This window comes from Mesorhizobium sp. LMG 17147 (genome assembly GCF_024297145.1).
In the GTDB taxonomy this organism is placed as follows: Bacteria; Pseudomonadota; Alphaproteobacteria; order Rhizobiales; family Rhizobiaceae; genus Mesorhizobium.
Map to the genome: position 1 here is coordinate 723,585 of NZ_JANCTC010000002.1, position 21,523 is coordinate 745,107.

20 protein-coding genes are annotated in these 21,523 nt (G+C 61.9%); 8 read left to right on the plus strand and 12 right to left on the minus strand.

Annotated features, from left to right (window positions below; translation table 11 throughout):
• Both NMG46_RS07340 and NMG46_RS07345 read left to right on the plus strand, forming a co-directional pair.
• The gene (locus NMG46_RS07340) at window positions 1–1,035 is read left to right on the plus strand and encodes a Gfo/Idh/MocA family protein (RefSeq protein ID WP_254817021.1); all 1,035 of its coding nucleotides are present in this window, start codon (window positions 1–3) and stop codon (window positions 1,033–1,035) included.
• Window positions 1,032–2,939, plus strand: a complete 1,908-nt coding sequence (locus tag NMG46_RS07345) for a hypothetical protein (RefSeq protein ID WP_254817022.1) — start codon at window positions 1,032–1,034, stop codon at window positions 2,937–2,939. The genes NMG46_RS07340 and NMG46_RS07345 overlap by 4 nt, the downstream gene beginning before the upstream one ends.
• Window positions 2,940–3,016: 77 nt before the next feature.
• Here NMG46_RS07345 and NMG46_RS07350 read toward each other — a convergent pair whose 3' ends face one another.
• Window positions 3,017–3,985 (minus strand): GlxA family transcriptional regulator, encoded by a 969-nt coding sequence (locus tag NMG46_RS07350; RefSeq protein ID WP_254817023.1) that lies wholly within the window; start codon window positions 3,983–3,985, stop codon window positions 3,017–3,019.
• 277 nt (window positions 3,986–4,262) lie between these two features.
• The gene (locus tag NMG46_RS07355) at window positions 4,263–4,976 is read right to left on the minus strand and encodes a transcriptional regulator NanR (protein ID WP_254817024.1); all 714 of its coding nucleotides are present in this window, start codon (window positions 4,974–4,976) and stop codon (window positions 4,263–4,265) included.
• A 184-nt stretch (window positions 4,977–5,160) separates the two neighbouring features.
• On the opposite strand from NMG46_RS07355, the gene oiaX reads away from it, so the two are divergent.
• Entirely contained in the window at window positions 5,161–6,423 is a 1,263-nt protein-coding gene (gene oiaX / locus NMG46_RS07360) for a 3-oxo-isoapionate-4-phosphate decarboxylase OiaX (RefSeq protein ID WP_254817025.1), read from the plus strand.
• 4 nt (window positions 6,424–6,427) lie between these two features.
• A complete protein-coding gene (locus tag NMG46_RS07365; protein WP_254817026.1) occupies window positions 6,428–7,762 on the plus strand; it encodes a four-carbon acid sugar kinase family protein in 1,335 nt (444 codons plus the stop codon).
• 112 nt (window positions 7,763–7,874) lie between these two features.
• On the opposite strand, the gene NMG46_RS07370 is transcribed toward NMG46_RS07365, so the two are convergent.
• The gene (locus NMG46_RS07370) at window positions 7,875–8,378 is read right to left on the minus strand and encodes a hypothetical protein (protein WP_254817027.1); all 504 of its coding nucleotides are present in this window, start codon (window positions 8,376–8,378) and stop codon (window positions 7,875–7,877) included.
• Between the two features lie 274 nt (window positions 8,379–8,652).
• Here NMG46_RS07370 and NMG46_RS07375 point away from each other — a divergent pair, with 274 nt between their 5' ends.
• From NMG46_RS07375 to NMG46_RS07385, 3 genes are all read left to right on the plus strand, one after another.
• Window positions 8,653–10,170, plus strand: coding sequence for a S10 family peptidase (locus NMG46_RS07375; protein WP_254817028.1), 1,518 nt, complete (start codon window positions 8,653–8,655; stop codon window positions 10,168–10,170).
• A 172-nt stretch (window positions 10,171–10,342) separates the two neighbouring features.
• Window positions 10,343–11,761 carry a sensor histidine kinase gene (locus tag NMG46_RS07380; RefSeq protein WP_254817029.1) on the plus strand — a complete coding sequence of 473 codons (1,419 nt, stop codon included), beginning with the start codon at window positions 10,343–10,345 and terminating at the stop codon, window positions 11,759–11,761.
• Window positions 11,758–12,432 (plus strand): response regulator transcription factor, encoded by a 675-nt coding sequence (locus NMG46_RS07385; RefSeq protein ID WP_254817030.1) that lies wholly within the window; start codon window positions 11,758–11,760, stop codon window positions 12,430–12,432. Before NMG46_RS07380 ends, NMG46_RS07385 begins: the two co-directional genes overlap by 4 nt.
• A gap of 39 nt (window positions 12,433–12,471) precedes the next feature.
• On the opposite strand, the gene NMG46_RS07390 is transcribed toward NMG46_RS07385, so the two are convergent.
• Window positions 12,472–13,023 (minus strand): hypothetical protein, encoded by a 552-nt coding sequence (locus NMG46_RS07390; protein WP_254817031.1) that lies wholly within the window; start codon window positions 13,021–13,023, stop codon window positions 12,472–12,474.
• 760 nt (window positions 13,024–13,783) lie between these two features.
• Entirely contained in the window at window positions 13,784–14,155 is a 372-nt protein-coding gene (locus tag NMG46_RS07395; protein WP_254817032.1) for a VOC family protein, read from the minus strand.
• 677 nt (window positions 14,156–14,832) lie between these two features.
• Between NMG46_RS07395 and NMG46_RS07400 the strand changes: the two genes are divergently transcribed.
• The gene (locus NMG46_RS07400; protein WP_254817080.1) at window positions 14,833–15,351 is read left to right on the plus strand and encodes a DUF2267 domain-containing protein; all 519 of its coding nucleotides are present in this window, start codon (window positions 14,833–14,835) and stop codon (window positions 15,349–15,351) included.
• A gap of 60 nt (window positions 15,352–15,411) precedes the next feature.
• On the opposite strand, the gene NMG46_RS07405 is transcribed toward NMG46_RS07400, so the two are convergent.
• The 7 genes from NMG46_RS07405 to NMG46_RS07435 are packed head-to-tail and all read right to left on the minus strand — an operon-like array spanning window position 15,412 to window position 21,512.
• Window positions 15,412–16,224 carry an SDR family NAD(P)-dependent oxidoreductase gene (locus NMG46_RS07405; RefSeq protein WP_254817033.1) on the minus strand — a complete coding sequence of 271 codons (813 nt, stop codon included), beginning with the start codon at window positions 16,222–16,224 and terminating at the stop codon, window positions 15,412–15,414.
• Window positions 16,221–17,222: a sugar phosphate isomerase/epimerase gene (locus NMG46_RS07410; RefSeq protein ID WP_254817034.1), complete on the minus strand. Its 1,002-nt coding sequence runs from the start codon at window positions 17,220–17,222 to the stop codon at window positions 16,221–16,223. Before NMG46_RS07410 ends, NMG46_RS07405 begins: the two co-directional genes overlap by 4 nt.
• 37 nt (window positions 17,223–17,259) lie before the next feature.
• Complete coding sequence (locus NMG46_RS07415) at window positions 17,260–18,033, minus strand: SDR family NAD(P)-dependent oxidoreductase (RefSeq protein ID WP_254817035.1); 774 nt, start codon at window positions 18,031–18,033, stop codon at window positions 17,260–17,262.
• A 3-nt stretch (window positions 18,034–18,036) separates the two neighbouring features.
• On the minus strand, window positions 18,037–19,134 hold the full coding sequence (locus tag NMG46_RS07420; protein WP_254817036.1) for an ABC transporter ATP-binding protein: 1,098 nt from the start codon (window positions 19,132–19,134) through the stop codon (window positions 18,037–18,039).
• Between the two features lie 10 nt (window positions 19,135–19,144).
• Window positions 19,145–20,047 (minus strand): carbohydrate ABC transporter permease, encoded by a 903-nt coding sequence (locus NMG46_RS07425; RefSeq protein WP_254817037.1) that lies wholly within the window; start codon window positions 20,045–20,047, stop codon window positions 19,145–19,147.
• A complete protein-coding gene (locus tag NMG46_RS07430; protein ID WP_254817038.1) occupies window positions 20,040–20,978 on the minus strand; it encodes a carbohydrate ABC transporter permease in 939 nt (312 codons plus the stop codon). The genes NMG46_RS07425 and NMG46_RS07430 overlap by 8 nt, the downstream gene beginning before the upstream one ends.
• 57 nt (window positions 20,979–21,035) lie before the next feature.
• Window positions 21,036–21,512 carry a hypothetical protein gene (locus NMG46_RS07435; protein ID WP_254817039.1) on the minus strand — a complete coding sequence of 159 codons (477 nt, stop codon included), beginning with the start codon at window positions 21,510–21,512 and terminating at the stop codon, window positions 21,036–21,038.
• Window positions 21,513–21,523 lie beyond the last annotated feature (11 nt).

A 21,523-nucleotide genomic window follows, 5' to 3' on the forward strand; every position in this document is an offset into this window, starting at 1 on the left:
ATGGCGGAGCTGCGTGGCGCGCTGATCGGCTGCGGCTTCTTTGCCGTCAACCAGATGCATGCATGGCGCGACATAGAGGGCGCTTCGATTGCCGCCATCTGCGACCGCGATCCGGACCGGTTGAGGGTCGTCGGCGACCAGTTCGGCATCACGCGGCGCTATACCGACGCGGCTGCGCTGGTTGCCGGCGAAAGGTTGGATTTCGTCGACATCGCTACCACCGCACCAAGCCACAGAACGCTCGTGGAGATGGCGGCGCAGTATGGCGTTCCGGTAATCTGCCAAAAGCCGTTCGCGCCGTCGCTTGCCGACGCCAAGGCCATGGTGAAAGCCTGCGCCGACGCCGGCGTGCCGTTGATGGTGCATGAAAATTTTCGCTGGCAGTCGCCGATCCAGGCGGTGCGTGCGGTGCTCGACAGTGGCGAAATCGGCACCCCCTTCTTCGGACGGATCTCGTTTCGATCGGCTTATGACGTGTTTTCCGGCCAGCCCTATCTGGCGACCGGAAGGCGCTTCATTATAGAGGATCTCGGCATCCATATCCTCGACATCGCCCGCTTTCTGCTGGGCGACGTCTCGACGGTCACCGCGCGAACGGCGCGCGTCAATCCTGGGATAACCGGCGAGGACGTTGCGACGATGCTGATGGACCACACGGGCGGCGCCACTTCGGTGGTCGACTGTAGCTACGCCAGCAAGCTCGCGACAGAGCCGTTCCCCGAGACGCTGATCGAGATCGATGGCAAGGACGGCACGATCCGGCTGGCGCAGGGCTACCGCCTCACCGTCACCGGCAGGAGCGGGACGGTCGGTAGCGACGTCTCGCCGCCGCTGCTGGCCTGGGCATCGCGGCCGTGGCACAACATCCAGGAAAGCGTCGTCGCCATTCAAAAACATTGGGTCGATTGCCTGACCAACGGAACTGAGCCCGCGACCTCGGGCGCGGACAACCTCAAGACATTAGCGCTGGTCGAGGCAGCGTACGCCGGCGCCGCAAGCCGGGAGCCGGTGCAACTCGACGCCTTGCTGAAATGACAGCCGACGCCTTCCTCCTCTACGGCACAGGTGCCGTTGAAGCCGAACCGGTCAGGCTGCGAGCCGGCGCGCTGACGGCGGACTTCGTCAACGGCAATCTGCGCACCATTCGGCATGGCGGCACCGAAGTTCTGCGCGCTATCGCCTACATCGTCAGGGATCGCGACTGGGGCACCTACGAGCCGAGACTGGCCGATCTTGCCATCGAACAAAATGCCGAGGCTTTTTCCGTGAGCTATTCGGCAAATTGCCGGGCACCGGACGGCAGCCGGCTCGACTTCCGCGCAACCATCAAGGGCTCCGCCGATGGCAAATTGGTCTTCGACGTGAGCGCTCTTCCGGATAGCGATTTCGAAACCAATCGCTGCGGCTTCTGCATCCTGCACCCGATTGCCGGCTTGGCCGGCAGCCCGGTCACGGTCGAGCATACCGATGGCAGCGTGGTCGCGACCAGGCTTCCAGAGCTGATCGATCCCCGGCAGCCTTTCAAGGATCTGCGGGCGATCACCCATGAGGTCCGGCCGGGCGTCACCGCTGAATGCCGGATGGAAGGCGACATTTTCGAGATGGAGGACCAGCGCAACTGGTCGGATGCCTCCTACAAGACCTATGTCCGGCCGCTCGCGCTGCCATGGCCATACGTGCTGCCGGCCGGCAAGACCTTCCGCCAGACCATCAGCTTGCGGATGGAGGTTGGCGGGAAAGTGCCGGCTGTTGCGGCAAGCGCCGAACCGATTCGTATCACGCTCGGCCAAGCCGGACCGGTGCTGCCGGATGTCGGCGTGATCATCTACCCGGATGAGGTCGAGGGGGCGCTGGGCAAGCTGCCGATGCTGTGCGAGCTTGGCCCGCAGCAATTGATGTTCCACTATGACCCGACGCGCGGCCACGAGCTCGATGTCTTGCGATCCTACGCCCGGCTCGCCGCCGCCTATCCGGTCCGGACAACGCTCGAATGTGTCATTGCCGGCGACGGCGATCTCGACGCCGAGCTTTCAGGCGTCGCCGACGGGGTGCGGCAGGCCGGGCTCAAGCTTTCGGCCATTGCCGTCTCGCCCTCGGTCGACCGGCAGTCGACGCCACCGGGCAGCGCGTGGCCGCGCTGCCCACCGCTCGAAGGCGTCTATGCCGCGACGCGGCGCGCCTTTCCCGACAGCCGCCTCGGCGGCGGCATGTTCAGCTATTTCACCGAACTCAATCGCAAGCGTGTGCCGCCCGACCCGCTCGATTTCGTCACGCATTGCACCTGCCCGATCGTGCACGCCGCCGACGATCTCAGCGTCATGCAATCGTTGGAGGCGCTGCCTTCCATCACAGCCTCCGTGAGGGCGATCTTCGGGGCAAAACCCTATCGGATCGGGCCGTCGACCATTGCCATGCGCCAGAACCCCTATGGCGGTGCGACCAAGGCCAATCCCGACAGTCAGCGCATTGCCATGGCCGACCGCGACCCTCGCCATACCGGGCTGTTCGGAGCCGCATGGACGATCGGCTATGCCGCACGTGTTGCGCCGGCCGAACTCGAAATGCTGACGCTCTGCAGCTTCACCGGACGATTCGGCGTGCTGGCCTCGTCGGGCGAACCTGTCGAAGAAGGTACACCCCGGCCGATTTTCCACGCGGTGAAAGGACTTTGCGATCTGGCCGGCCATGCGCATGTGGCGGCGACAACGACCGATGAGAGGCGGGTGCTGGCACTTGCCGGCCGCTCCCAGACAGGCAAGATCATCGTCTGGCTGGCGAACCTTACCCCGGTCGATGTTCCGGTCGACGTTTCCGGGCTCGGCTCCGATCAGGGCCCTCTCAAGATTTGGAATGGACGACTGTCACGCCAGATTCCGCGCGATACGTCGGGCCGAGACCATCTTGTGATGACACCCTACGCAATCGTCCGGATCGGCTGAAGTCATTTGCCGAGGCTCATGGGTAGCCGCACTTGCGTAGCGGTTGCGTGTAGCCGCAGCACTCCGCTGCCGCGTTGTCACCGGATTTGCTTTCGAAACTCGCCCGGTGCCATTCCAGTTGTCTTGGAAAAAAGACGGCTGAACGAGGCGACGTCCTGATAACCCACCCGATAGCAAATTTCTGAAACGCTCAGTTTCGTTTCCTCAAGCATGGACCTTGCCAACTCCAGCCGCCTTTCCTGGATCCATTTTCCCGGCGTTGTCTGGAGTTCGTCGAAAAACCTGCGAGACAGGGTTCGCGAAGACATGCCCAATTCGGTTGCCAGAAATTTCAGATCGATTTCCGACATCTTGTCTTTCGAGAGCTCACGCAACTTGTCCTCGAATGGGCTGGCTCCGTTCGAAATTCCATCGAGGGAAAATTCGTAGGGACTCTGGAATGTGCGCGGCGGCGGGAGAACCAGAAGTTTTCGAATGATCCGCTCTTCCTTCGAGAAGCCCAGATCGATCAGCAAGGCCCTGGCGAGTTCGAGTCCGGAAAACCCGCCTCCGCATGTGTAGAGGCGGTCGTGGCGAATGAGGAGCCGGGAAGCGTCCCATCGCACTTGCGGAAACCGGCGGCTTGCCTCGGCTCTCAGCCACCAGGATATCGTCGCGCGTTTACCGTCCAATAATCCTGAATTGGCGAGCAGATAACACGCGCCGCAATGTGCTGCGATGATTGCGTCCTGCTGCTGCGCGAGCGCGATCAGCGGTTTTGAATGTTCACTCTCCTCGTCGAGCGAGCGCAGAAGCTCCGGAATCTCGACACCCGGCATGGCAATGAGAATCAGGACATCCATTTTCCGGGATGGTTGAGCCTTTGTCGGGAAGGAAATTCCGGTGCTTGATGCCGACGGCGCGCTCCTTGAAACGAACTCACAGGAGAGAACCTGCGAACGGCAGACGTCATTCACAAGCTGAAACATTTCCACGAGCGTCGAGACGACGGCCGAATAGAAATTCGACGGCAGCCAGATCACAACGTGAAGGCTCCTGACAGCCATTGCGGTACTCCAGTGTCGTTCTCGTGGATGGCAAGCCTAGCATAGTCTTTGCAAGAATTGCCAATCCAAGCCAAGCGCGGGGGCTCCAGGAGGGCCTATGCGGGCTTGCTGACGAAAGCGGGCCGCGGAAATCGTTGAATGAAAACACGCGGCAAATACATCGGATTCAGAGGGCAACAGAAAACTGCGTCGGTCCGGGCTCAGGCTGATCTGTGGTCAGTCAGTAGGCCGAGAGCAGGTGCCGGCCGCTACGCCGGTCGGGACCTTGCTCTTGTTTTCAGCTGCCGGAGTTCATCACGTAAAGCGCACGCGAGCGTTCGAGGTGCTTGATCATCGCCTTCTCGGCGCCATCCGCATCCTTGGCTTCGATGCGTCCGATGATCTCTTCGTGCTCGGTCAGCGTGAACTTTTCCTTGCCGGTCCAGATCAGCATTTCGGTGTGGTATTCCTTTAACCAGCCAAGCATTGCCTCGCTGACGGCGACATAGATCGGGTTGCCGGATATTGCCGAGATCTGGGTGTGGAATTTCATGTCGGCGGATATGAAGGCTTCCGAGTCGCCACGATGGCTGCGCTGCTCTGCAACCGTTGCGCGCAACCGCTGCACGTCCTCGGCGGTTGCCCTCTCCGCGGCTTCCCTGACCATGCCGCGCTCGAAGAAGATACGCGCGTTCTTGAGGTGCTCCAGCGTGTCCTTCGACGACGACAGGATGATCTTGGCGGCGCCGTCGACCTGTTTGATGATCGACTTGGCGGTCAGCTGCAGCACTTTCGCCCGCTCGCCATGCGAGATCGCGACGAGGCCCATATTGCTCAACGCCTGCATTGCCTCGCGGATCGCCGGCCTGCCGACCTCGAAGCGCTCCATCAATTCGCGCTCCGATGGCATGTCGTCACCCGGCAGCAATTCGCCGCTGGTGATCAGGCGCTTCAGTCTCAAGAATACTTCGTCGGAAAGCTTGCGCCGGACGATCGGCTCCGAACGGTTCATCGTCGCGAATCACTCCTTTTGGCCGGCCCCTATCTAGCATTTCCGGCGCGAATTCCGGAACGCCTGCTGCCGGCTCGCCCGGCTCTGCCCAGCCGGAGAGGGCTTGCAAAGCTTATGTACTCATTATACCAGATTTCAAGGGCCAAGGAACCTTTTTCGAACCACCTCGGCAGGCCGCGCGAATATGATTGTTCTCACCTATCGCATCGAAACGCCCGGCAATATCGAGGCGCTGGCGGCCAAGATCGCAAGCGACCAGTCGACTGGAACCTTCGTCGCGCTGGCCGGCGAGACCGAAGAGCTCAAGGCCAGGGTCGCGGCGCGAGTCCTGGCGATACGGCATCTGCCCGATGCGGATCGGCCGTCTCTTCCCGAAACCGGTCCCGAAGCGCGCAATGGCCCGGTCAAGCGCGCCGACGTCGACATCGCGTTTCCGCTAGACGCCATCGGCACCGATTTGTCGGCGTTGATGACCATCGCCATCGGCGGCATATTTTCGATCAAGGGCCTGTCCGGTATCCGGATCGTCGACATGAGGCTACCCGAGGAGTACCGGGGCGCGCATCCGGGCCCGCAATTCGGCGTCACGGGCAGCCGCAGGCTGACCGGTGTCGCGGATCGTCCGATCATCGGGACCATTGTCAAGCCGGCGCTGGGGCTCCGCCCGCCCGAGACGGCCGCAATGGTGCAAGAGCTGATTGCCGCCGGCGTCGATTTCATCAAGGACGACGAGAAGCTGATGAGCCCGGCCTATTCACCGCTGTCGGAGCGGGTGAGGGCAATCATGCCGCTGATCCTCGACCACGAGCAGAAGACCGGCAAGAAGGTCATGTATGCCTTCGGCATCTCACATGCCGATCCCGACGAGATGATGCGAAACCACGACCTGGTGGCAAAGGCCGGCGGCAATTGCGCCGTGGTCAACATCAATTCGATCGGTTTCGGCGGCATGGCTTACCTTCGAAAACGCTCCAGCCTTGTGCTCCATGCCCACCGCAATGGATGGGACATTCTCACCCGTCATCCCGGCCTCGGCATGGATTTCAAGGTGTGGCAGCAGTTCTGGCGCCTGCTTGGCGTCGACCAGTTCCAGATCAACGGCATCGCCTCGAAATACTGGGAACCCGACTGGTCCTTCGTCGAATCCTTCAAGGCGGTGACCACGCCGATCTTTTCGCCGGCCGATTGCGCATTGCCGGTCGCCGGTTCCGGCCAGTGGGGCGGGCAGGCGCCTGAAACCTTCCAGCGAACCGGCCGGACGGTCGATCTTCTCTATCTGTGCGGCGGCGGCATCGTCAGCCACCCGGACGGGCCCGGCGCCGGCGTGCGCGCCGTGCAGCAGGCCTGGCAGGCGGCGGTCCAGGACATTCCGTTGGCCGATTATGCCGTGAGCCATGTCGAGCTGGCGCGGTCGATCGAGAAGTTCGGCGACGGCAAGGCGGCCTGACGCCATGCAGAACCTGCTTCTGAGTTATTATGGCGACGACCTGACCGGCTCGACCGACGTGATGGAGGCGCTCGAGCTCGGCGGCGTGCCGACCGTGCTGTTCATGCGCCAGCCGGACGAGGCGCTGCTTTCGCAGTTTGCGCATTGCCGCGCCGTCGGGCTGGCCGGCACCAGCCGCAGCGAGACGCCGCAGTGGATGGACACGCATCTGCGAGATGCCTTCGCCTGGCTGAAGACCCTTAACGCCGAGATCTGCCACTACAAGGTCTGCTCGACCTTCGATTCCAGCCCGGCGATCGGCAGCATCGGCCGGGCGATCGAGATCGGCTGCTCGGTTTTCCGGCAAGACGGCGTGCCGCTGGTGGTCGGCGCGCCGCAGCTGAAGCGCTACACCGCCTTCGGCCATCTGTTCGCGGCCTATCGCGAAAAATATTTCCGCATCGACCGCCATCCCGTGATGAGCCGCCATCCGATCACGCCGATGGACGAATCCGACCTGCTGATCCATCTGTCGCGCCAGACCAGCCTCGCCTCGGGCCTGGTCGACCTGGCGACGCTGCAGTCTGCGTCGCGGTCGAAAGCATTCGACCGGCTTGTGGAGGAGGGCACAGGAATCGTGCTTGTCGATGTCGACAGCCTGGAAACCCAAGCGCTTGCCGGCAAGGAGATTTGGCGCGCTCGCAAGCCGGGCGGTTATTTCGTCGTCGGCTCTTCGGGCATCGAATATGCCTTGCTGGTCGAATGGGCATCGAACCGAATCGTGGATGCCAAACCCGCCTTTTCGCCGCCGGGCGCTGCCGACAGGATCGCCGTGGTCTCGGGGAGTTGCTCGCCGACGACGGAACGACAGATCCGGCATGCCCTGGCCGAAGGCTTCGACGGGATCGAGCTCGACCCGCTCGAACTGGTTTCTGAGGCTTCGAACGACGCTATTGCGCGCGCCGTCGCAACCGGCCGCTCCAGCCTACGGGCCGGGCGGAGCGTCATCCTCTACACCGCGCTCGGACCTGCGGCCGACCGCGGTGCTGAAATCGATCTCAGGGAAGGCGCCCGCCATAAGCTCGCGCGCGGCCTTGGCGAGCTTCTCCGCGAACTGACGCTTCAAGAGAAGCTACCGCGCGTGGTCATCGCCGGCGGCGACACGTCGAGCCATGCACTTGGCCAGATGGGCGTCGACGCGCTGACGGTGCGAATGCCGCTGCCGGCATCGCCGGGCTCGCCGCTTTGTGTGGCGCATTCGCGCGTAAAGGTGATCGAGGGGCTGGAAATTGCCCTCAAGGGCGGGCAGGTCGGAACCGACCGCTATTTCTCCGCTATTCGCGATGGGGTCGGCGGTTGAGAGCGGGGAACATCAGTTCAAATCGGTGATGCTCGATCGAGATCGGGGATAGTCGTTAGCCGGCAAACCAGAACCCCAGACGTTTAGGTCGGCGGCAATGCCACTCATCCCGCTATCTGGTACGGCCCATCGCCTTGCCTGGACGATATTGACGGGCATAGGCGACACAGGCGTCGACCGTGCTGACACAGAGCGCATCGCGGTTGTTCGGCAGGTTGTTGTCGCCGGCGTAGGCAACCTCCGCAACACGGCCGTCAACCATTCGAATTTGCGTGTTGCAATAGCCGCCGGGGGCGACGTTGACGGAACCTCCGAGCGCAGGGACCGGGCCAATGGCCACGGTCGGAACCACAATGTTGAGATTGCCGCGTTGTACGACCCGCTGATAGGTCCAAATCTGGCCGGATTTGCCGACATCGGCAGTGGCGGTCGGAAAGCCGGCGCACATTCGAACGTCCGCCTCGCTAAGGCCGACCATCTCCTTGCGGGCTGCCGCCGCCGTGGCGTCTTCCCTCGCGGTGCTCGAGGTGTCGTCGGGCATGACGCAGGAAGACAGGATGGCGGCGCCTACCGATAGAAGGAGAAGGGCAAGCTTTCGGGTGTGGAAAGATGTCATACCGACTTCGGATTGCACGGGAGCCCCGAATGGCAACCTAGGAAGTGGGCCAATCGAGTCAACCGGCAGAAAATTCACGAAGTCGTTTGGTAGGTCATTCCGCCGCGCGCATCTGCTGCAAGAGGTTGAGGCTGCCGCCGCGACCCTCGCGCCCTACCTTCCGCCTGGGCATCGGATTCCCGATCCCTTCTTGTCAGATGTACTGGCGCACGGTGCTGTGACTTTGGTTCGGCCGACGGTGTGCTAGTTTCCAGCCAATTGCTCCGGAGACGTCATGCCTATCAAGCTGCAAGAAATCGCCCTCGCTCTTCTGCTGCTGGTTGCCGGAACTGGGGTCGGTCATGCGGAGACGGCCCAGCGGCCGCCGCCCACCGGCGGGGTTCTCTCGCTCCTGCCACCGCCGCAGACTTCCGATCATTCGATCGTCATTGCCGGACGGACGCTCGATTACGAGGCCAGGGCCGGCACGCTGTCATTACCGTCCGGCAAAGGCGATATCACCGCCGAGATTTTCTATGTCGCCTATGCTCTGCACGCCGGGAAAGAAACGGGACCGGAACCGCGCCGCCCGATCACCTTCGTGTTCAATGGCGGTCCGGGAGCAGCTTCCGCCTATCTTCATTTGGGCGCGCTCGGTCCGCGGGTTCTGGCGACGGCGGCCGATGGAAGTTTCCTGCCGCCGCCGCAGAGGCTGTTCGACAACCCCGACACTTGGCTCGACATGACCGACCTGGTCTTTGTGGACCCTGTCGGAACCGGTTACAGCCGTGAAGCGCCCGGCACGGAAGCACACAGCTTCTGGGGCGTCAGCCAGGACGCCGCGTCGATAGGCGCGTTTATCCGGCTCTATCTGGCGCAGACCAGCCGTACGGCATCGCCTGTCTTCCTGGCTGGTGAAAGCTATGGCGGCTTTCGAGCAGCATTGCTCGCCAGGAAGCTTCAGGAAGACATCGGCATCAGCCCGAGCGGCGTCGTGCTGATTTCGCCGGCGCTCGAATTCACGCTGGTGCGTCCGCACGAGTTCCAGCCGCTCCACTGGGCGCTGGAACTGCCGTCGCTGGCGGCAGTGCGCCTACACAGCGAAGGCGTTTCCGGCCCGGCTCTGCAGGAGCGGCTGGCGGAAGTCGAACGCTATGCGCTCGGCGATTATCTGGCCGCGCTGGCAGGTGGGCTGGAGCAGGGTGGGCGCCTGGCGAGCCAGCGTGTCGCCGCAATCACCGGTCTGCCGCTCGATCTCGTCCAGCGGCACTTTGCACGCATTCCCATAGGGCTGTTCGCCAAGGAGTTTGCACGGGCAAAGGGCAATGTTCTCAGCGCCTATGACGGCAACATCGCAACGGCGGATTTGGCGCCAGAGAGCCTGGGAGTCGAGGGTCCCGATCCGGTGCTCGACCGAAGCGTGCCGGCGCTTACCTCCGCTTTCGTCGGCTATGTGCGTGATGAATTGAACTTCCGTACGGATATCAGCTATCGGCTTCTCAACCGCGAAGTCAGCGGCAATTGGGATTATGGAACGAGCCCGACGCGTCAGGGCTATGCGGGTGTCATGGACGACCTTCAGCAGGCGCGCACGCTGAACCCCAGCCTCGGCGTGCTGATCGTCAACGGCTACAGCGACCTGGTGACGCCGTACTTGGGCTCGCGCTACCTGCTTGGTCAAATTCCTTCGCTTGCCGGTGCAAAGCCCATTCGCAGCGAGGTGCTGGAAGGCGGGCACATGATGTATCTGAGGCCGGACGGGCGGGCGGCGCTGAAGCAGGCTGCGTCCGAGCTTTACCGAACGACGCAATGAGACGATTTGCGCAAAAAAGCGTCGGATGCGCTGTTCGCCCTCTCATCAGGCCCTAGTTCCATCGCGATTGATCGGTTACACACCTAGGATGGCGTCTTTTAGCGACGTTCGACAGCGGATTAGCCGGCTCTCCAGAATCGCGCCACTGGCGCGGCGTGCTGCCGAGCGGGCCATGCGGAATACCAGGCCACACAGGCTGACAAGCCTCGTCGACCGCTGGAACGGGCTGTCGCTGGCCACGCAGTTCCTGCTCGCGGGTGGTCTATTCTCCCTGTCGGCCATGGTGGTGGTGGGGATTTCAGTCACGAACCATATAGAAACCGTGGTCACGCAGAATTCGGCTTCCGCTACGGCTCTTTACGTGGACAGCGTTATTGCGCCGCTGCTTCCGGATATGCGCAAGAGCGAAGTCCTCGACGAGAGCGTAGCCCATGCGCTCGATGAAACGCTGGGACAAGGGGCACTCGGCACAAGGCTCGAATCCTTCAAGCTCTGGCGTCGCGACGGAACCATCCTGTATTCGACCGACAAGACATTGATCGGCAAGCGCTTTGAACCCAGCGACAATCTCCGGGCGGCATTCGCAGGCCAAATGGTTTCGGAGTTCGACAAGCTCGACGATCCGGACAGCGAGGCCGAAAGAGCCAGCGGCTTGCATCTCCTCGAGATTTACAATCCGGTGCTGCAGCCATGGTCGGGGGAAGTGGTGGCCGTTTCGGAATTCTACGAGGTCGCCACTGATTTTGAAAGAAACCTGCATCAGGCACTCATTCGAACCTGGCTGGACGTTGCCGCGGTCACAGCGGCCTTCTTTCTCGGGCTGTCGGCAATCGTGTTCCGTGGCAGCCGCACGATCAGTTCGCAGAGCCGCTCGTTGAAGCAGCGCATTGCCGAGCTTTCCGATCTGCTTGCTCAAAACAGACTGTTGAGGCTGCGGGTGCAGCGCGCTTCGCAGCGTGCCACCGCACTCAACGAACGCTATCTCAGGCGCATCGGCGCGGACTTGCACGATGGCCCCGCGCAACTGGTTGCTCTCGCGGCGCTGGGGATCGATAGCCCGGTCATTGCCGATCCTGCTACGCCGCAATCGAAGCGTGCGCAGGAATTGCGGGCCATCAAAGCACATCTGGACGATGCCATGCGCGAGATCAGGAGCATCAGCAAGGGCCTTGTCCTGCCGCATATAGAGCATGCCGAACTGGGTGAAATTCTCCAGATTGCCGTACAGGCGCACGAAGAACGAACCGGCGTCAAAGTAAGATTATCCATGACCGGCGGCCATACACCGCTGTCGCCGGCGGCCAGGATCTGTATCTTCCGCTTCGTCCAGGAGACGCTGAACAATGGATTCCGTCATGCCGGAGGTGAAGGTCAGTCGGTCGAGAAACATTTCGACGGCGAACGCGTTTGTATCGAAGTGTCCGACGCCGGCCCCGGCTTTGATCCACAAATCGTGCGTCCCGAGGGGCTGGGGCTCGTTGGGCTGCGCGAGCGGGTGGAAAGCCTCGGGGGCCAGTTTACCGTGACGTCCTCACAAAGTGGCACGATCGTGAAAATGGCTCTCAACATCGTTGAAATGGGGCAGACATGACAGCAGCCATCAGGCTCGCCATCGTTGACGACCACCCGCTGTTCAGGGAAGGCGTTGTGCGCACGCTCGAACAGATCGGCGGGTTCGAGATCGTCGGCGAAGGAAGCAGCAGGGATGATGCGTTGCGGATAGTCGAAGACCGGCGGCCCGACATTCTGCTGATGGACATCTCGGTGCCCGGAGGCGGCCTCAGCGTGATCGGACCGGCCCTGGAGAGCCATCCGGCACTGAAAATCGTGATGCTGACCGTTTCGGAAGAAAACCAGCACGTGATGACCGCATTGCAGAGCGGGGCAAGGGGCTATGTTCTGAAGGGGGTCGGATCGAGGACGTTGGCTGCGATCCTGCGCACGGTAGCGTCGGGCGAACGATATGTCTGTCCACAATTGTCGGCACGCCTGTTGGCCGATCTGTCGGCTCAATCAAATGAGCCGGCGAAAGCCGACGGACTTGCCGAACTCACCAGCCGCGAAAGGGAGATCCTGACGCTGGTTGCCGCGGGCCTGAGCAACAAACGGATTGGGCTTCGGCTGAACCTGCATGAGAAAACGATAAAGCACCACATGACGCGAATCCTGGCCAAGCTCAACGTCAGCAACAGGACCGAAGCCGCAATGACTTTACGCGATGCGACTGAGCGCCGGCATTCGCCTGTTCGCGATCATGCTTGAGCCGAAACAGCCTCACGGGGCGGCTGTGTGATCTGGCCGTCAGTTGATCATTTCAAGCAACCTGTCCCGATCGGAACGCGTCGCCAGGCGCCGAATGATGGTACGGCCCTTGGCATCGCGCATTTCATATTGGCCGCTATCAACGCGCTCGCTGAGACCGTTCGAATGCACCACGCCAATGCTCGCCCCACTCACCTCGACCCGGTCTCCCGTGGTTGCATTGATAAAGAGTTTTGGCATGCTGCCCGGGTTTACCGCAGGGGCGGGATCAGGGAGATTGTCGTCCTGCGACTTTGCTTTGCCCTTGCCGGCACCGGCGTTCGAGTTCGAATTGCCGGAGTTTCCACCCGGATTGCCGGAATTACCGCCCCCATTCCCATTTCCGTTCCCGCCATTGCCGTTGCCGTTCCCGCCGTCTTTGGCCCAGGCAGCCAGCGGGCCGAGCGGCTGCGATAGTCCGTCGAACACGACGCGATAGGGGTTCACGACGAGAACGAAGGTCAAAACGACTACAGAAATGCCGACATGACGTCCTCGCGAAGATCCGGTCCTTCGTCTCCGGGTCGTCATCAATGAACTTGCCAGTCGCATGGCGGAAATCCCCTTAATCATACGGACCTTTCGTGCTGCCTCCTGTTCGAATTCGTGCGATGCTTAAAACAATGGTTTGTATCGGTAAGGTCAAGACCCACCAGTCCCACGAGGGTAACTGGTGGGTCTCGCTGGCGCAGGAAGGGACTATTTACTGCGCAAGTCTTTTGCCTTCGCTTCGTTGCGTCTCTCGGCGGGGGCGCCGAGTTCTCACCGTCAGCCAACAATAAATCCAATGGCTGCGATCCCGAAACACAGGCCAAATAACGGAAAAAGCAGCCAACGCGCCTGGTGAACGCTCGACTCCATAGCGGCCTCCTGTAACAGTCGGCATCGCAACGGGGCTCTTCTGAACTCGGTTCCTGAAACTCTCGCGTTTCGGGCTTTTGCGATAGCAGCCTCGGACCAAAGTTCGGCTGTGCAGGCCCTTGGTCGACAGGCCTACAGACTGAAGTCCCTATGCAAGGAGCCGCCTGCATTCGGCGACCTTTGTGTCCACCAGGCGGCGCGATCCACCGGTCCCTTCGAATGCTTTACCTTCCTGGCTCTATGGCGAAGCGACATTGGTCCACTGCAATGTCATTGAAACGTCACCAGTAGAGACCCATATGCGGATTGCGTCGGATGTCTCCTCCCATTGCGTCCGGCGCGTTCCCCTCTGGAGGTTACAGACCTTCACGCTTGGCCGGGCTCAACAGTCCGGCCTTTTCTTTTGGTCATCGCGTCTGGGTCGAGCATCGTCCTGCCGCAGCGCGCCGCCTCAGTTGCGAGGAGGGAGCTGCTGGACAGACCATGTGTTGCCGTCGGGATCCTCAAAGAAGACAAATCTGCCCCAGGGAAAATCCTTGATATCGCTGACCTCGATGCCTTGGGCGGCCAGATGCCGGTGCGCCTCATCGATGTCGGGCACAACCAGCTGCAGACCCCGTATGGATCCCGGGGTGCTGTCGACGATGCCTTTGCCCATGGCAATCGAACAGGCCGAACCGGGCGGCGTCAATTGCACGAAACGTATCTCGTCGCTTACCGTGTGATCATGATCAAGGTGAAAGCCGACCTTCCCAACATAAAAGGCGATGGCATTGTCGACGGCCGATACGGGGACCGGGACCAGTTCCAGCTTCCAATCCATGACAGCCCTTTCGCAGCTTTCGCCAAGTGGTGCCGAACACCGTGGGCGACATCCCACCAGCTTCCCAACATTGTCGGCGCGGGCCGCTCAATCAGTCAAGAGATATCCGGCAAAAGCCGGGTTCGGGCAACGTGAGGACTGGTCTCATTGCTGACGGCGTTCGGAGCCGATAAGCGCAAGCTCAGTGTTGGCCAAGGCGTTCTCGTGCTTTCCGCCACGCCCGAACCGGGCAGGGTGGCGGTTCGGCCGAGTTTGCCGCGCGCTATGCAGCGCGCTTCGGACCGATCGGCAATTATGCCGTGAACGCCCACGATTCGGCCTGTCTTCTTCTTGCCGCGATCAAAGACGCCAGCACTGTATCCAAGGGACATCCGAGCCGGTGCGACGTTCTAGCGGCAGTGCGCGATATCCGTTTCAAGGGAATCGCCTATCGCGAGGCCGTACGGTGGAATGAAAGGCGACAATCTGGCCGCGGTGACTGCACTCAACGTGGTGGAAAACGGCCACTTCCGACAGATCGCCGAAATCCGGCAGATGCAGAGTGTCGAGCAGACCAACCCCCGACAGGCTCTCCGACCGAACCGCTTTCCGCCGCTTTGCCAGGCGATTTTCACAGGACCGCGAAACAATTATCTCCGGTCGCCGTTTCGCCCGCAGAACCTTTCGAGGAGGCGACGATGAGCGCAACCGGCTTGGACGTTTTTGACAAAACGCTGCAGATAACAAACATCTGGCTTGACGAGATCATGACGGATCTTGGTCCGGATCGACAGGTCGCCTGGCATACATTGGGCGCCGTTCTGCGAACCCTTCGGGACAGGCTGCAGGTCGGACTGGCGGCCAAATTGGGAGCGGAACTGCCGCTGCTCGTGCGCGGCGCCTACTATGATCGCTATCGGCCCGCCGACATGCCCGACAAGACACGCTCGCTCGAGGAGTTCCTGCAACACATCGCCGATGAATTGAAATCGACCCGTGCTGTCGATCCCGGGGATGCGGCACGCTCGGTGCTGCGTGTGCTTGCACGGCATATCGACCTTGGCCAGTCGGCAAAGGTGCGGGATGCGCTGCCAAAGGAAATCCAGGTCCTCTGGCCTGAAAGCGTGGGCGTCAATAGCGGCGATCCTGCTCATGCGGACGCGCGACGGACCGAAGCTTCGAACGTAAGCGCGAGTGGGTCTGGTCGACCCCGGTGACGCTATGTGCCGCGCTCGATGGCAAGGCTTAGCTGGGCAGCCGATGTGGGCTGTCGCGGCCTAACCTGGAAAGATCGTGAAACCGCCGTCGACGCGGATGACCTGCCCGTTGATAAAGCGCGCGCGCGGACCGGCGAGGAAGGCCACCGCTTCGGCGATCTCTTCAGGCTCCGCATACCGGTTCAGCGATTTCTTGCTCGAGTTCATACGCTGCGGATCGACCACGCGGCTCGCCTGGAAGCGTGCCGTCTTGGTGGCGCCAGGGCTCACCGCATTGACGCGTACGCCATCGTCGATCAATTCCTTGGCGAGGCAGCGCGTATAATGGACGACAGCCGCCTTGAGCGTCGAGTAGACCACCTCGGGCGAGCATCCGATATGCGCTGCCGCCGAGGCGATGTTGATCACCGAGCCTGAGCCGCGCTTGACCATCGGCGGAACGAACGCCTGGCAGACCAGCATCGTGCCGATGAGATTGTTCTCGGTTAGAACCTTGATGTCTTCGTAGTCGATATCGAGTGCGTTGTTGGGATTGGGCTTTACGCCCTTGGCGCCGATGTCGCCGCCGGCGCAGTTGACCAGAATGTGCACGTCGCCGAGATCGGCCTCGATCTTCCTCTTCATTTCGGCGACAGCTTGTTTGTCGCCTATATTGCCGGTGACCGCGGTCACCCGCGTCCCATGCTTCTCCAAGCCCCGGGCAGAGTCGCCGAGATCCGCGAATTCGCCATATTGAGATGGCCGGGTCCAATCGAGGTCGTGGACCGCGACGTTTGCGCCAAGTCCGGCCAAGCGGTCGGCCATCACGCGGCCGAGGCCGCGTCCCGAGCCGGTTACGAAGGCGGTCAGGCCGCTGAGTTCTCGGGCAGTCATGCTGATTTCTCCATTGCAATGAAATCGAACTTCTTCATGTTGGCGGCGCTGCGCCGGATCATGTCGAGCTCGTACGAAACGAGCGCGCCGTCATCGTCCCGTTCCCATGGCGTGCGGTAGTCGGCGTCGTCCGCAAGCCGGTTCACGCGCGCAGCACTCAGGCACGCGGCGAACTCGCGGGCGGTCTTCGGCGCATATCCGTTCCACCAGTCGTCGGTGAGCCAGCGAACGTGACGGGCCTCCAGCGCGCCTGGCTCAAGCACCGCCGTCAGCGTGTCGTGGTGCTCGCCAAGGATGGCTGCCAGTTCGGCGAATGGCACGGCGCCGTCGCCGATCGCGCAGCGGACCAGACGGTAGCCCTCATCCGTGAACTGAATGCGATAATCCTTGAGGTGAACATGGCGGACATGGGGCGCGATCCGGCGCGTGAAGGCAAGCGGCGCCTCGCCGACAGGAAAGGTGTTGCCGGTGTCGTAGGTGATGCCGACACCCGGCCCGCCGAGTTCGCAGAACGCAACAAGTTCGTCGCTGCCGAAGTCCTGGTGGTTCTCGATGCCGAGCACGCGGCCCTCGGCCGCCGCACGCGGCCCCCATTCCGTCAAGGCAGCGCGAATCGTTGCGTTGAACTCACTCCATTTCGGACCCCACGCATTGCGGTCGCCGCACAGGACAGGCGTCAGTGCGATACGGATCGTCGTCGCCTCGAGCAGGCGCGCAGCCCGAAAGGCGTTGTCCAGCGGACCTGCCACTAGAAGTCCGCCGCTCACCACCGGGACGATGCCCAGCGCGGCAAGACGCCTGCGCAGGGCGACGATTTCGGCGTCAGTCAAGTCGGTCAACCAGGGTTCGTAGATCTCGAGCGTGCGTGCGCCCAGTTCCTGCGCCAGCGTAATGAAGCCTTCCAGCCCCACCCCGTCCGGATTGTGCCGCGCCGTGCCGCGGCCCTGCAGTCCGAGATGATAGGTCAGTCCGTAGGGGTTAAGGCCGAGACGAAGCATCAGCTTGGCGGTTCCAATGGAGAGCGGAGAAGCGTCACTAGCGCAGACCAGCATCGACGGTAATGGACTGTTTGGTGATCATGCGGCTGTCGTCGGCTGCCAGGAAGAGCACTGTGCGTGCAATCTCCTCGCCCAGCAGGACGCGGCGGATCAATTGCCGCTGCACCGTCTGGTCGACTGCCTCCTGCGTCTTGAACCACAGCTCGCGCTGCCGCTCGGTCATGACGGCGCCGGGTTCGACCGCATTGACGCGGATGTTATCCGGTCCGAACGAGCGCGCCAAAGCACGCGTCAGCGCCACCACAGCCCCCTTGGCGGTGGCATAGGCCACCATCTGGTCCGCTCCGAAACGCCAGGCGATGGAAGAGAAGTTTATGATCGAGCCGAAGCCGAGTTCCTTCATATGCGGATGCACAGCCTGCGCGGCAAAGAAGTGATGCCTCAGATTGACGTCGAAGCTGCGGTCCCAATAGTCGGCCGTTACCGCGTCGATGGGATAGCGTTGATCATTGGCGGCGTTGTTCACCAGGGCGGCGACCGGACCAAGCCGCGCGCGCACGCCTTCTACCGCCGCCTTTAGCCCATCGACGTCAGTCACATCGCAATGGAGATATAAGGGAGCCTGCCCGCCGGCACCAGCGAGCTCGCGCACCAACGCCTCCGCTGGCTCATCTTGCACATCGAGAAAGGCTACCCGGGCGCCATTCGAGGCGAAGGCACGGACCATGTCGGCGCCGATGCCGGAGGCGCCGCCGGAGATCAGCACGACCCGATCGGTCAAGCTCGGATAAGTTGCGAATTGTACGGACATCGATTACAGAAGCGCCTTGGTTGTTGGATCGAACAGACAGGCGCGCGACATATCGATGCCCAGCGTTATCGTCTCGCCCATGACGGGAGCGTCGTCCGGCTCGAAACGGCCGGTGATCTCCAGGTCACCCAGCCTTAGCACGGCAAGCGTCTCGGCCCCGGTCGGCTCGACCAGTTCGACCGGCGCCTGCATGGACGCCACAGCAGGTTTGCGCGACTTCAGGTCGGTCGTGAAACGGTAGATGTGTTCCGGCCGGATACCGAGCACGACGTCCTTTGGCGCACCGGCGGACATCGGCGCGGCAAGAGCAAGGCTGGCGTCGCTGCCGTCAGCGGCGCGTACCGAGATGCTGGTCGATCCCGTAAGCCGGGCGGGGATGAAATTCATCGCCGGCGATCCCATGAAACCGGCAACGAACATGTTGGTCGGCCGGTCGTAGATCCGCTTCGGCGTGTCGAACTGCTGGACCGAGCCCTGGTTCATCACAGCAATGCGGGATGCAAGCGTCATCGCCTCGACCTGATCATGGGTGACGTACACCGTAGTCTTGCCGACGCGATGGTGAAGCTTCTTGATTTCGGTACGCATATCGACGCGCAGCTTGGCGTCCAGGTTGGACAGGGGCTCGTCGAACAGAAACAGCTTCGGGTCGCGTACGAGGGCGCGCCCCATCGCGACGCGCTGCCGCTGGCCGCCCGAGAGCTGGCCCGGCTTGCGTTTAAGCAGCTGTTCGATCTGCAGGAGCGCGGCAACCCGTTGGACAGCTTCCGCCTGCGCCGCTTTTGGCACGCCGCGGCTTTCCATGCCGAAGGTGATGTTCTGGCGCACCGTCATGGTGGGATAGAGGGCGTATGACTGGAACACCATCGCAATGTCGCGGTCCTTGGGTCGCACGGAGTTCACCAGCCGGTCGCCGATCCATATCTCGCCCGACGTGACGGTTTCGAGGCCGGCGATCATGGCGAGCAAGGTTGACTTGCCGCAACCCGACGGGCCGACAAGGGCGACGAATTCTCCGGTCTTAGCCTCGAGATTGATGCCGGCAAGAATCTCGAGCGAGCCGTAGCTCTTGTGAAGGTTGCGGATCATCAACGCGGACATGGGCGACGCCTCATTTGATGGCGCCCTGGGTGAGGCCGCGCACGAAGTATTTTCCACCGAACAGATAGATCAGCAGTGGTGGCAACGCGCCGATCAGCACGGCTGCGCTCATCACATCGTAAGCACGCGCGGTCGTGCCGCCGGCCGTGAGCGCGACCAGTGCCGCGGTAATCGGCTGCTGCTGGCCTGATGTGAAAACGACGCCGAACAAATACTCGTTCCAGATGCCGGTGAACTGCCAGATGACGGTGACAATCAGAATGGGCGGCGACAGGGGCAGGATGATCTTGCGGAAGATCCGCCAGAAGCCGGCGCCGTCGATGCGTGCCGCCTTGATCAGGTCGTCCGGTATGCTGACGTAGAAATTGCGGCAGAACAGGGTGGTGAACGAGATGCCCTGGACGACGTGGATCAGCACCAGCCCATATGTGGAATTGGTCAGGCCGAGCTTGCCGAGCAGGAACGCCCACGGCATCAGCGAAATCTGGCCGGGCATGAATACGCCGAGCAGCATCAGATTGAAGATCAGTTCGGAACCCCTGAAGCGCCATTTGGAGAGGATGTAGCCGTTCATCGCTCCGAGAATGGTCGAGATGATGGTGGCGGGGATCGTCATCGCCAGCGAGTTGAAGAAATTGCGCTTCATGCCCTCGCAGGTACCGCTGACGCAGTAGGATCCCCAGGCCTGCGCCCATGCATCGAACCGGAAGCTGCGCGGTACGGAGATGAGGCCGTTGCGGGCAATCTCCGACTGCTCGCGCAACGAGTTGAAGATCACCACCAGCAATGGCACGAGATAGACGACCGCGAACAGCGTCAGCACGGCATAGACAAGGAAGCGGCTCCAGAAATGCCGGCGCGTGGCAGCGGCTTCTTCCGGATCAAAACGGGCATTGGGGGCAACTTCAGCCATTGCGGCCCTCCGCCCGCCGGCGCCAGACGATCCACAAGGAGTACGGCACCAGCACCACCGCGACCGCCGCGAGCATCATCATCGCCGCGGCGGCACCCTCGCCGATTTGGCCGCGCTGGAACATCAGGTCGTAGACATAGATGGCGGGGAAGGTCGTGGACACGCCCGGCCCGCCCCGCGTCAACGCCGCCACCAGGTCGAAGGTCTTGATGGCGAATTGTATCTGAATGACCGCCACCGCCAGAAATATCGGAGCGATGGTTGGCAGGATGACCCTCCGATAGGTCCGGAAAACCGACGCGCCGTCGATTTGCGCGGCTTTGACGAGATCCGGATCGACCGACCGCAGACCGGCCAGGAAAAGTGCCATTGCGAAACCGGACGACTGCCAGATACCGGTTATGATCACCGCATAGATCGCGGTGTTGCGGTTGGCCGTCAGGGCGAAGCTGAAGTCGGTCCAGCCAAGCCCGCGCACGAAGGCCTGGATACCGTCGACAGGGTTATACAGCCAGCTCCACACCGTACCGGTAACGATGAAGGACACCGCCAACGGATAAAGGAAGATGGTGCGCCAAACCGCCTCGCCGCGGACGCGCTGGTCGATCGCGATCGCAAGCAGCAGGCCAACCGCCATCGAGCCAACGATATAGAAGCCGCTGAACAGGAAGAGATTCGTATAGGCGATGTTCCAGCGCCGGTTTGCCCAAAGCGAAGCGTAGTTGTCCAGGCCGACGAATCCATAGGTCGGCAACAGCGACGAATTGGACAGCGAGATGTAGAGCGTCCAGAATGTGAAGACGAAAACATAGATGAAACTCGCCGCAATCGACGGCGCCAGCACCAGAATGGGCACCATCGTGCCCAGGCGCTCGCGCCACGGACGGGCGGCGGCAGCTGCGGCTGGTACAATCAGATCATGGGTGGACATCGGGCTGCTCCGGCGAGGTCTGGCCAGGCGCTTCGCCCCCGGCCATCATCGGCAGCGTCACTTCTGCGCTTCGGCCGCATCCGCCATCGCATTGGCCGCGTCCTGCGCACTCATATCCGGCGTTGCTACAAACTCCGTGATGCTATCCATTATTGCGCCGCGGACCTTTTGCGGAACCGTCATGTTGTGCGCCATTGAACGCACGAGCGTGCCGGCGGCGATCGAGGCTTGCAGATCCTTTTGCGAGAGTTGCTGGCAGGGATTGAAGCCGTTCGAAAGATCGACGTCGAGGCGGGCCGGGATGGACCCTTTGGTCTGATTGAAAATGGTCTGGAATTCGGGCGACAGGATGATGCTGGCAAGCAGCTTCTGTCCCTCGATGTAGTCCGGGTCCTTTTGCTTGAAGAACACGACCGAGTCCGAATTCAAGATGAAGCCGGGCTTGCCCCAATCGGTCGGCGCCTGTGCGCAGACATAGTCGGTGCCCTCCTTGAAGCCGCCGGCCGTCAGCAGGCCGATCGTCCAGTCGCCCATGATGTGGAAGG

Coding starts and splice junctions, on each gene's coding strand:
- NMG46_RS07340 (WP_254817021.1), top strand. CDS start 1: ATGGCGGAGCTGCGTGGCGCGCTGATCGGCTGCGGCTTCTTTGCCGTC.
- NMG46_RS07345 (WP_254817022.1), top strand. CDS start 1,032: ATGACAGCCGACGCCTTCCTCCTCTACGGCACAGGTGCCGTTGAAGCC.
- NMG46_RS07350 (WP_254817023.1), bottom strand. CDS start 3,985: ATGGCTGTCAGGAGCCTTCACGTTGTGATCTGGCTGCCGTCGAATTTC.
- NMG46_RS07355 (WP_254817024.1), bottom strand. CDS start 4,976: ATGAACCGTTCGGAGCCGATCGTCCGGCGCAAGCTTTCCGACGAAGTA.
- oiaX (WP_254817025.1), top strand. CDS start 5,161: ATGATTGTTCTCACCTATCGCATCGAAACGCCCGGCAATATCGAGGCG.
- NMG46_RS07365 (WP_254817026.1), top strand. CDS start 6,428: ATGCAGAACCTGCTTCTGAGTTATTATGGCGACGACCTGACCGGCTCG.
- NMG46_RS07370 (WP_254817027.1), bottom strand. CDS start 8,378: ATGACATCTTTCCACACCCGAAAGCTTGCCCTTCTCCTTCTATCGGTA.
- NMG46_RS07375 (WP_254817028.1), top strand. CDS start 8,653: ATGCCTATCAAGCTGCAAGAAATCGCCCTCGCTCTTCTGCTGCTGGTT.
- NMG46_RS07380 (WP_254817029.1), top strand. CDS start 10,343: ATGCGGAATACCAGGCCACACAGGCTGACAAGCCTCGTCGACCGCTGG.
- NMG46_RS07385 (WP_254817030.1), top strand. CDS start 11,758: ATGACAGCAGCCATCAGGCTCGCCATCGTTGACGACCACCCGCTGTTC.
- NMG46_RS07390 (WP_254817031.1), bottom strand. CDS start 13,023: ATGCGACTGGCAAGTTCATTGATGACGACCCGGAGACGAAGGACCGGA.
- NMG46_RS07395 (WP_254817032.1), bottom strand. CDS start 14,155: ATGGATTGGAAGCTGGAACTGGTCCCGGTCCCCGTATCGGCCGTCGAC.
- NMG46_RS07400 (WP_254817080.1), top strand. CDS start 14,833: ATGAGCGCAACCGGCTTGGACGTTTTTGACAAAACGCTGCAGATAACA.
- NMG46_RS07405 (WP_254817033.1), bottom strand. CDS start 16,224: ATGACTGCCCGAGAACTCAGCGGCCTGACCGCCTTCGTAACCGGCTCG.
- NMG46_RS07410 (WP_254817034.1), bottom strand. CDS start 17,222: ATGCTTCGTCTCGGCCTTAACCCCTACGGACTGACCTATCATCTCGGA.
- NMG46_RS07415 (WP_254817035.1), bottom strand. CDS start 18,033: ATGTCCGTACAATTCGCAACTTATCCGAGCTTGACCGATCGGGTCGTG.
- NMG46_RS07420 (WP_254817036.1), bottom strand. CDS start 19,134: ATGTCCGCGTTGATGATCCGCAACCTTCACAAGAGCTACGGCTCGCTC.
- NMG46_RS07425 (WP_254817037.1), bottom strand. CDS start 20,047: ATGGCTGAAGTTGCCCCCAATGCCCGTTTTGATCCGGAAGAAGCCGCT.
- NMG46_RS07430 (WP_254817038.1), bottom strand. CDS start 20,978: ATGTCCACCCATGATCTGATTGTACCAGCCGCAGCTGCCGCCGCCCGT.
- NMG46_RS07435 (WP_254817039.1), bottom strand. CDS start 21,512: ATGGGCGACTGGACGATCGGCCTGCTGACGGCCGGCGGCTTCAAGGAG.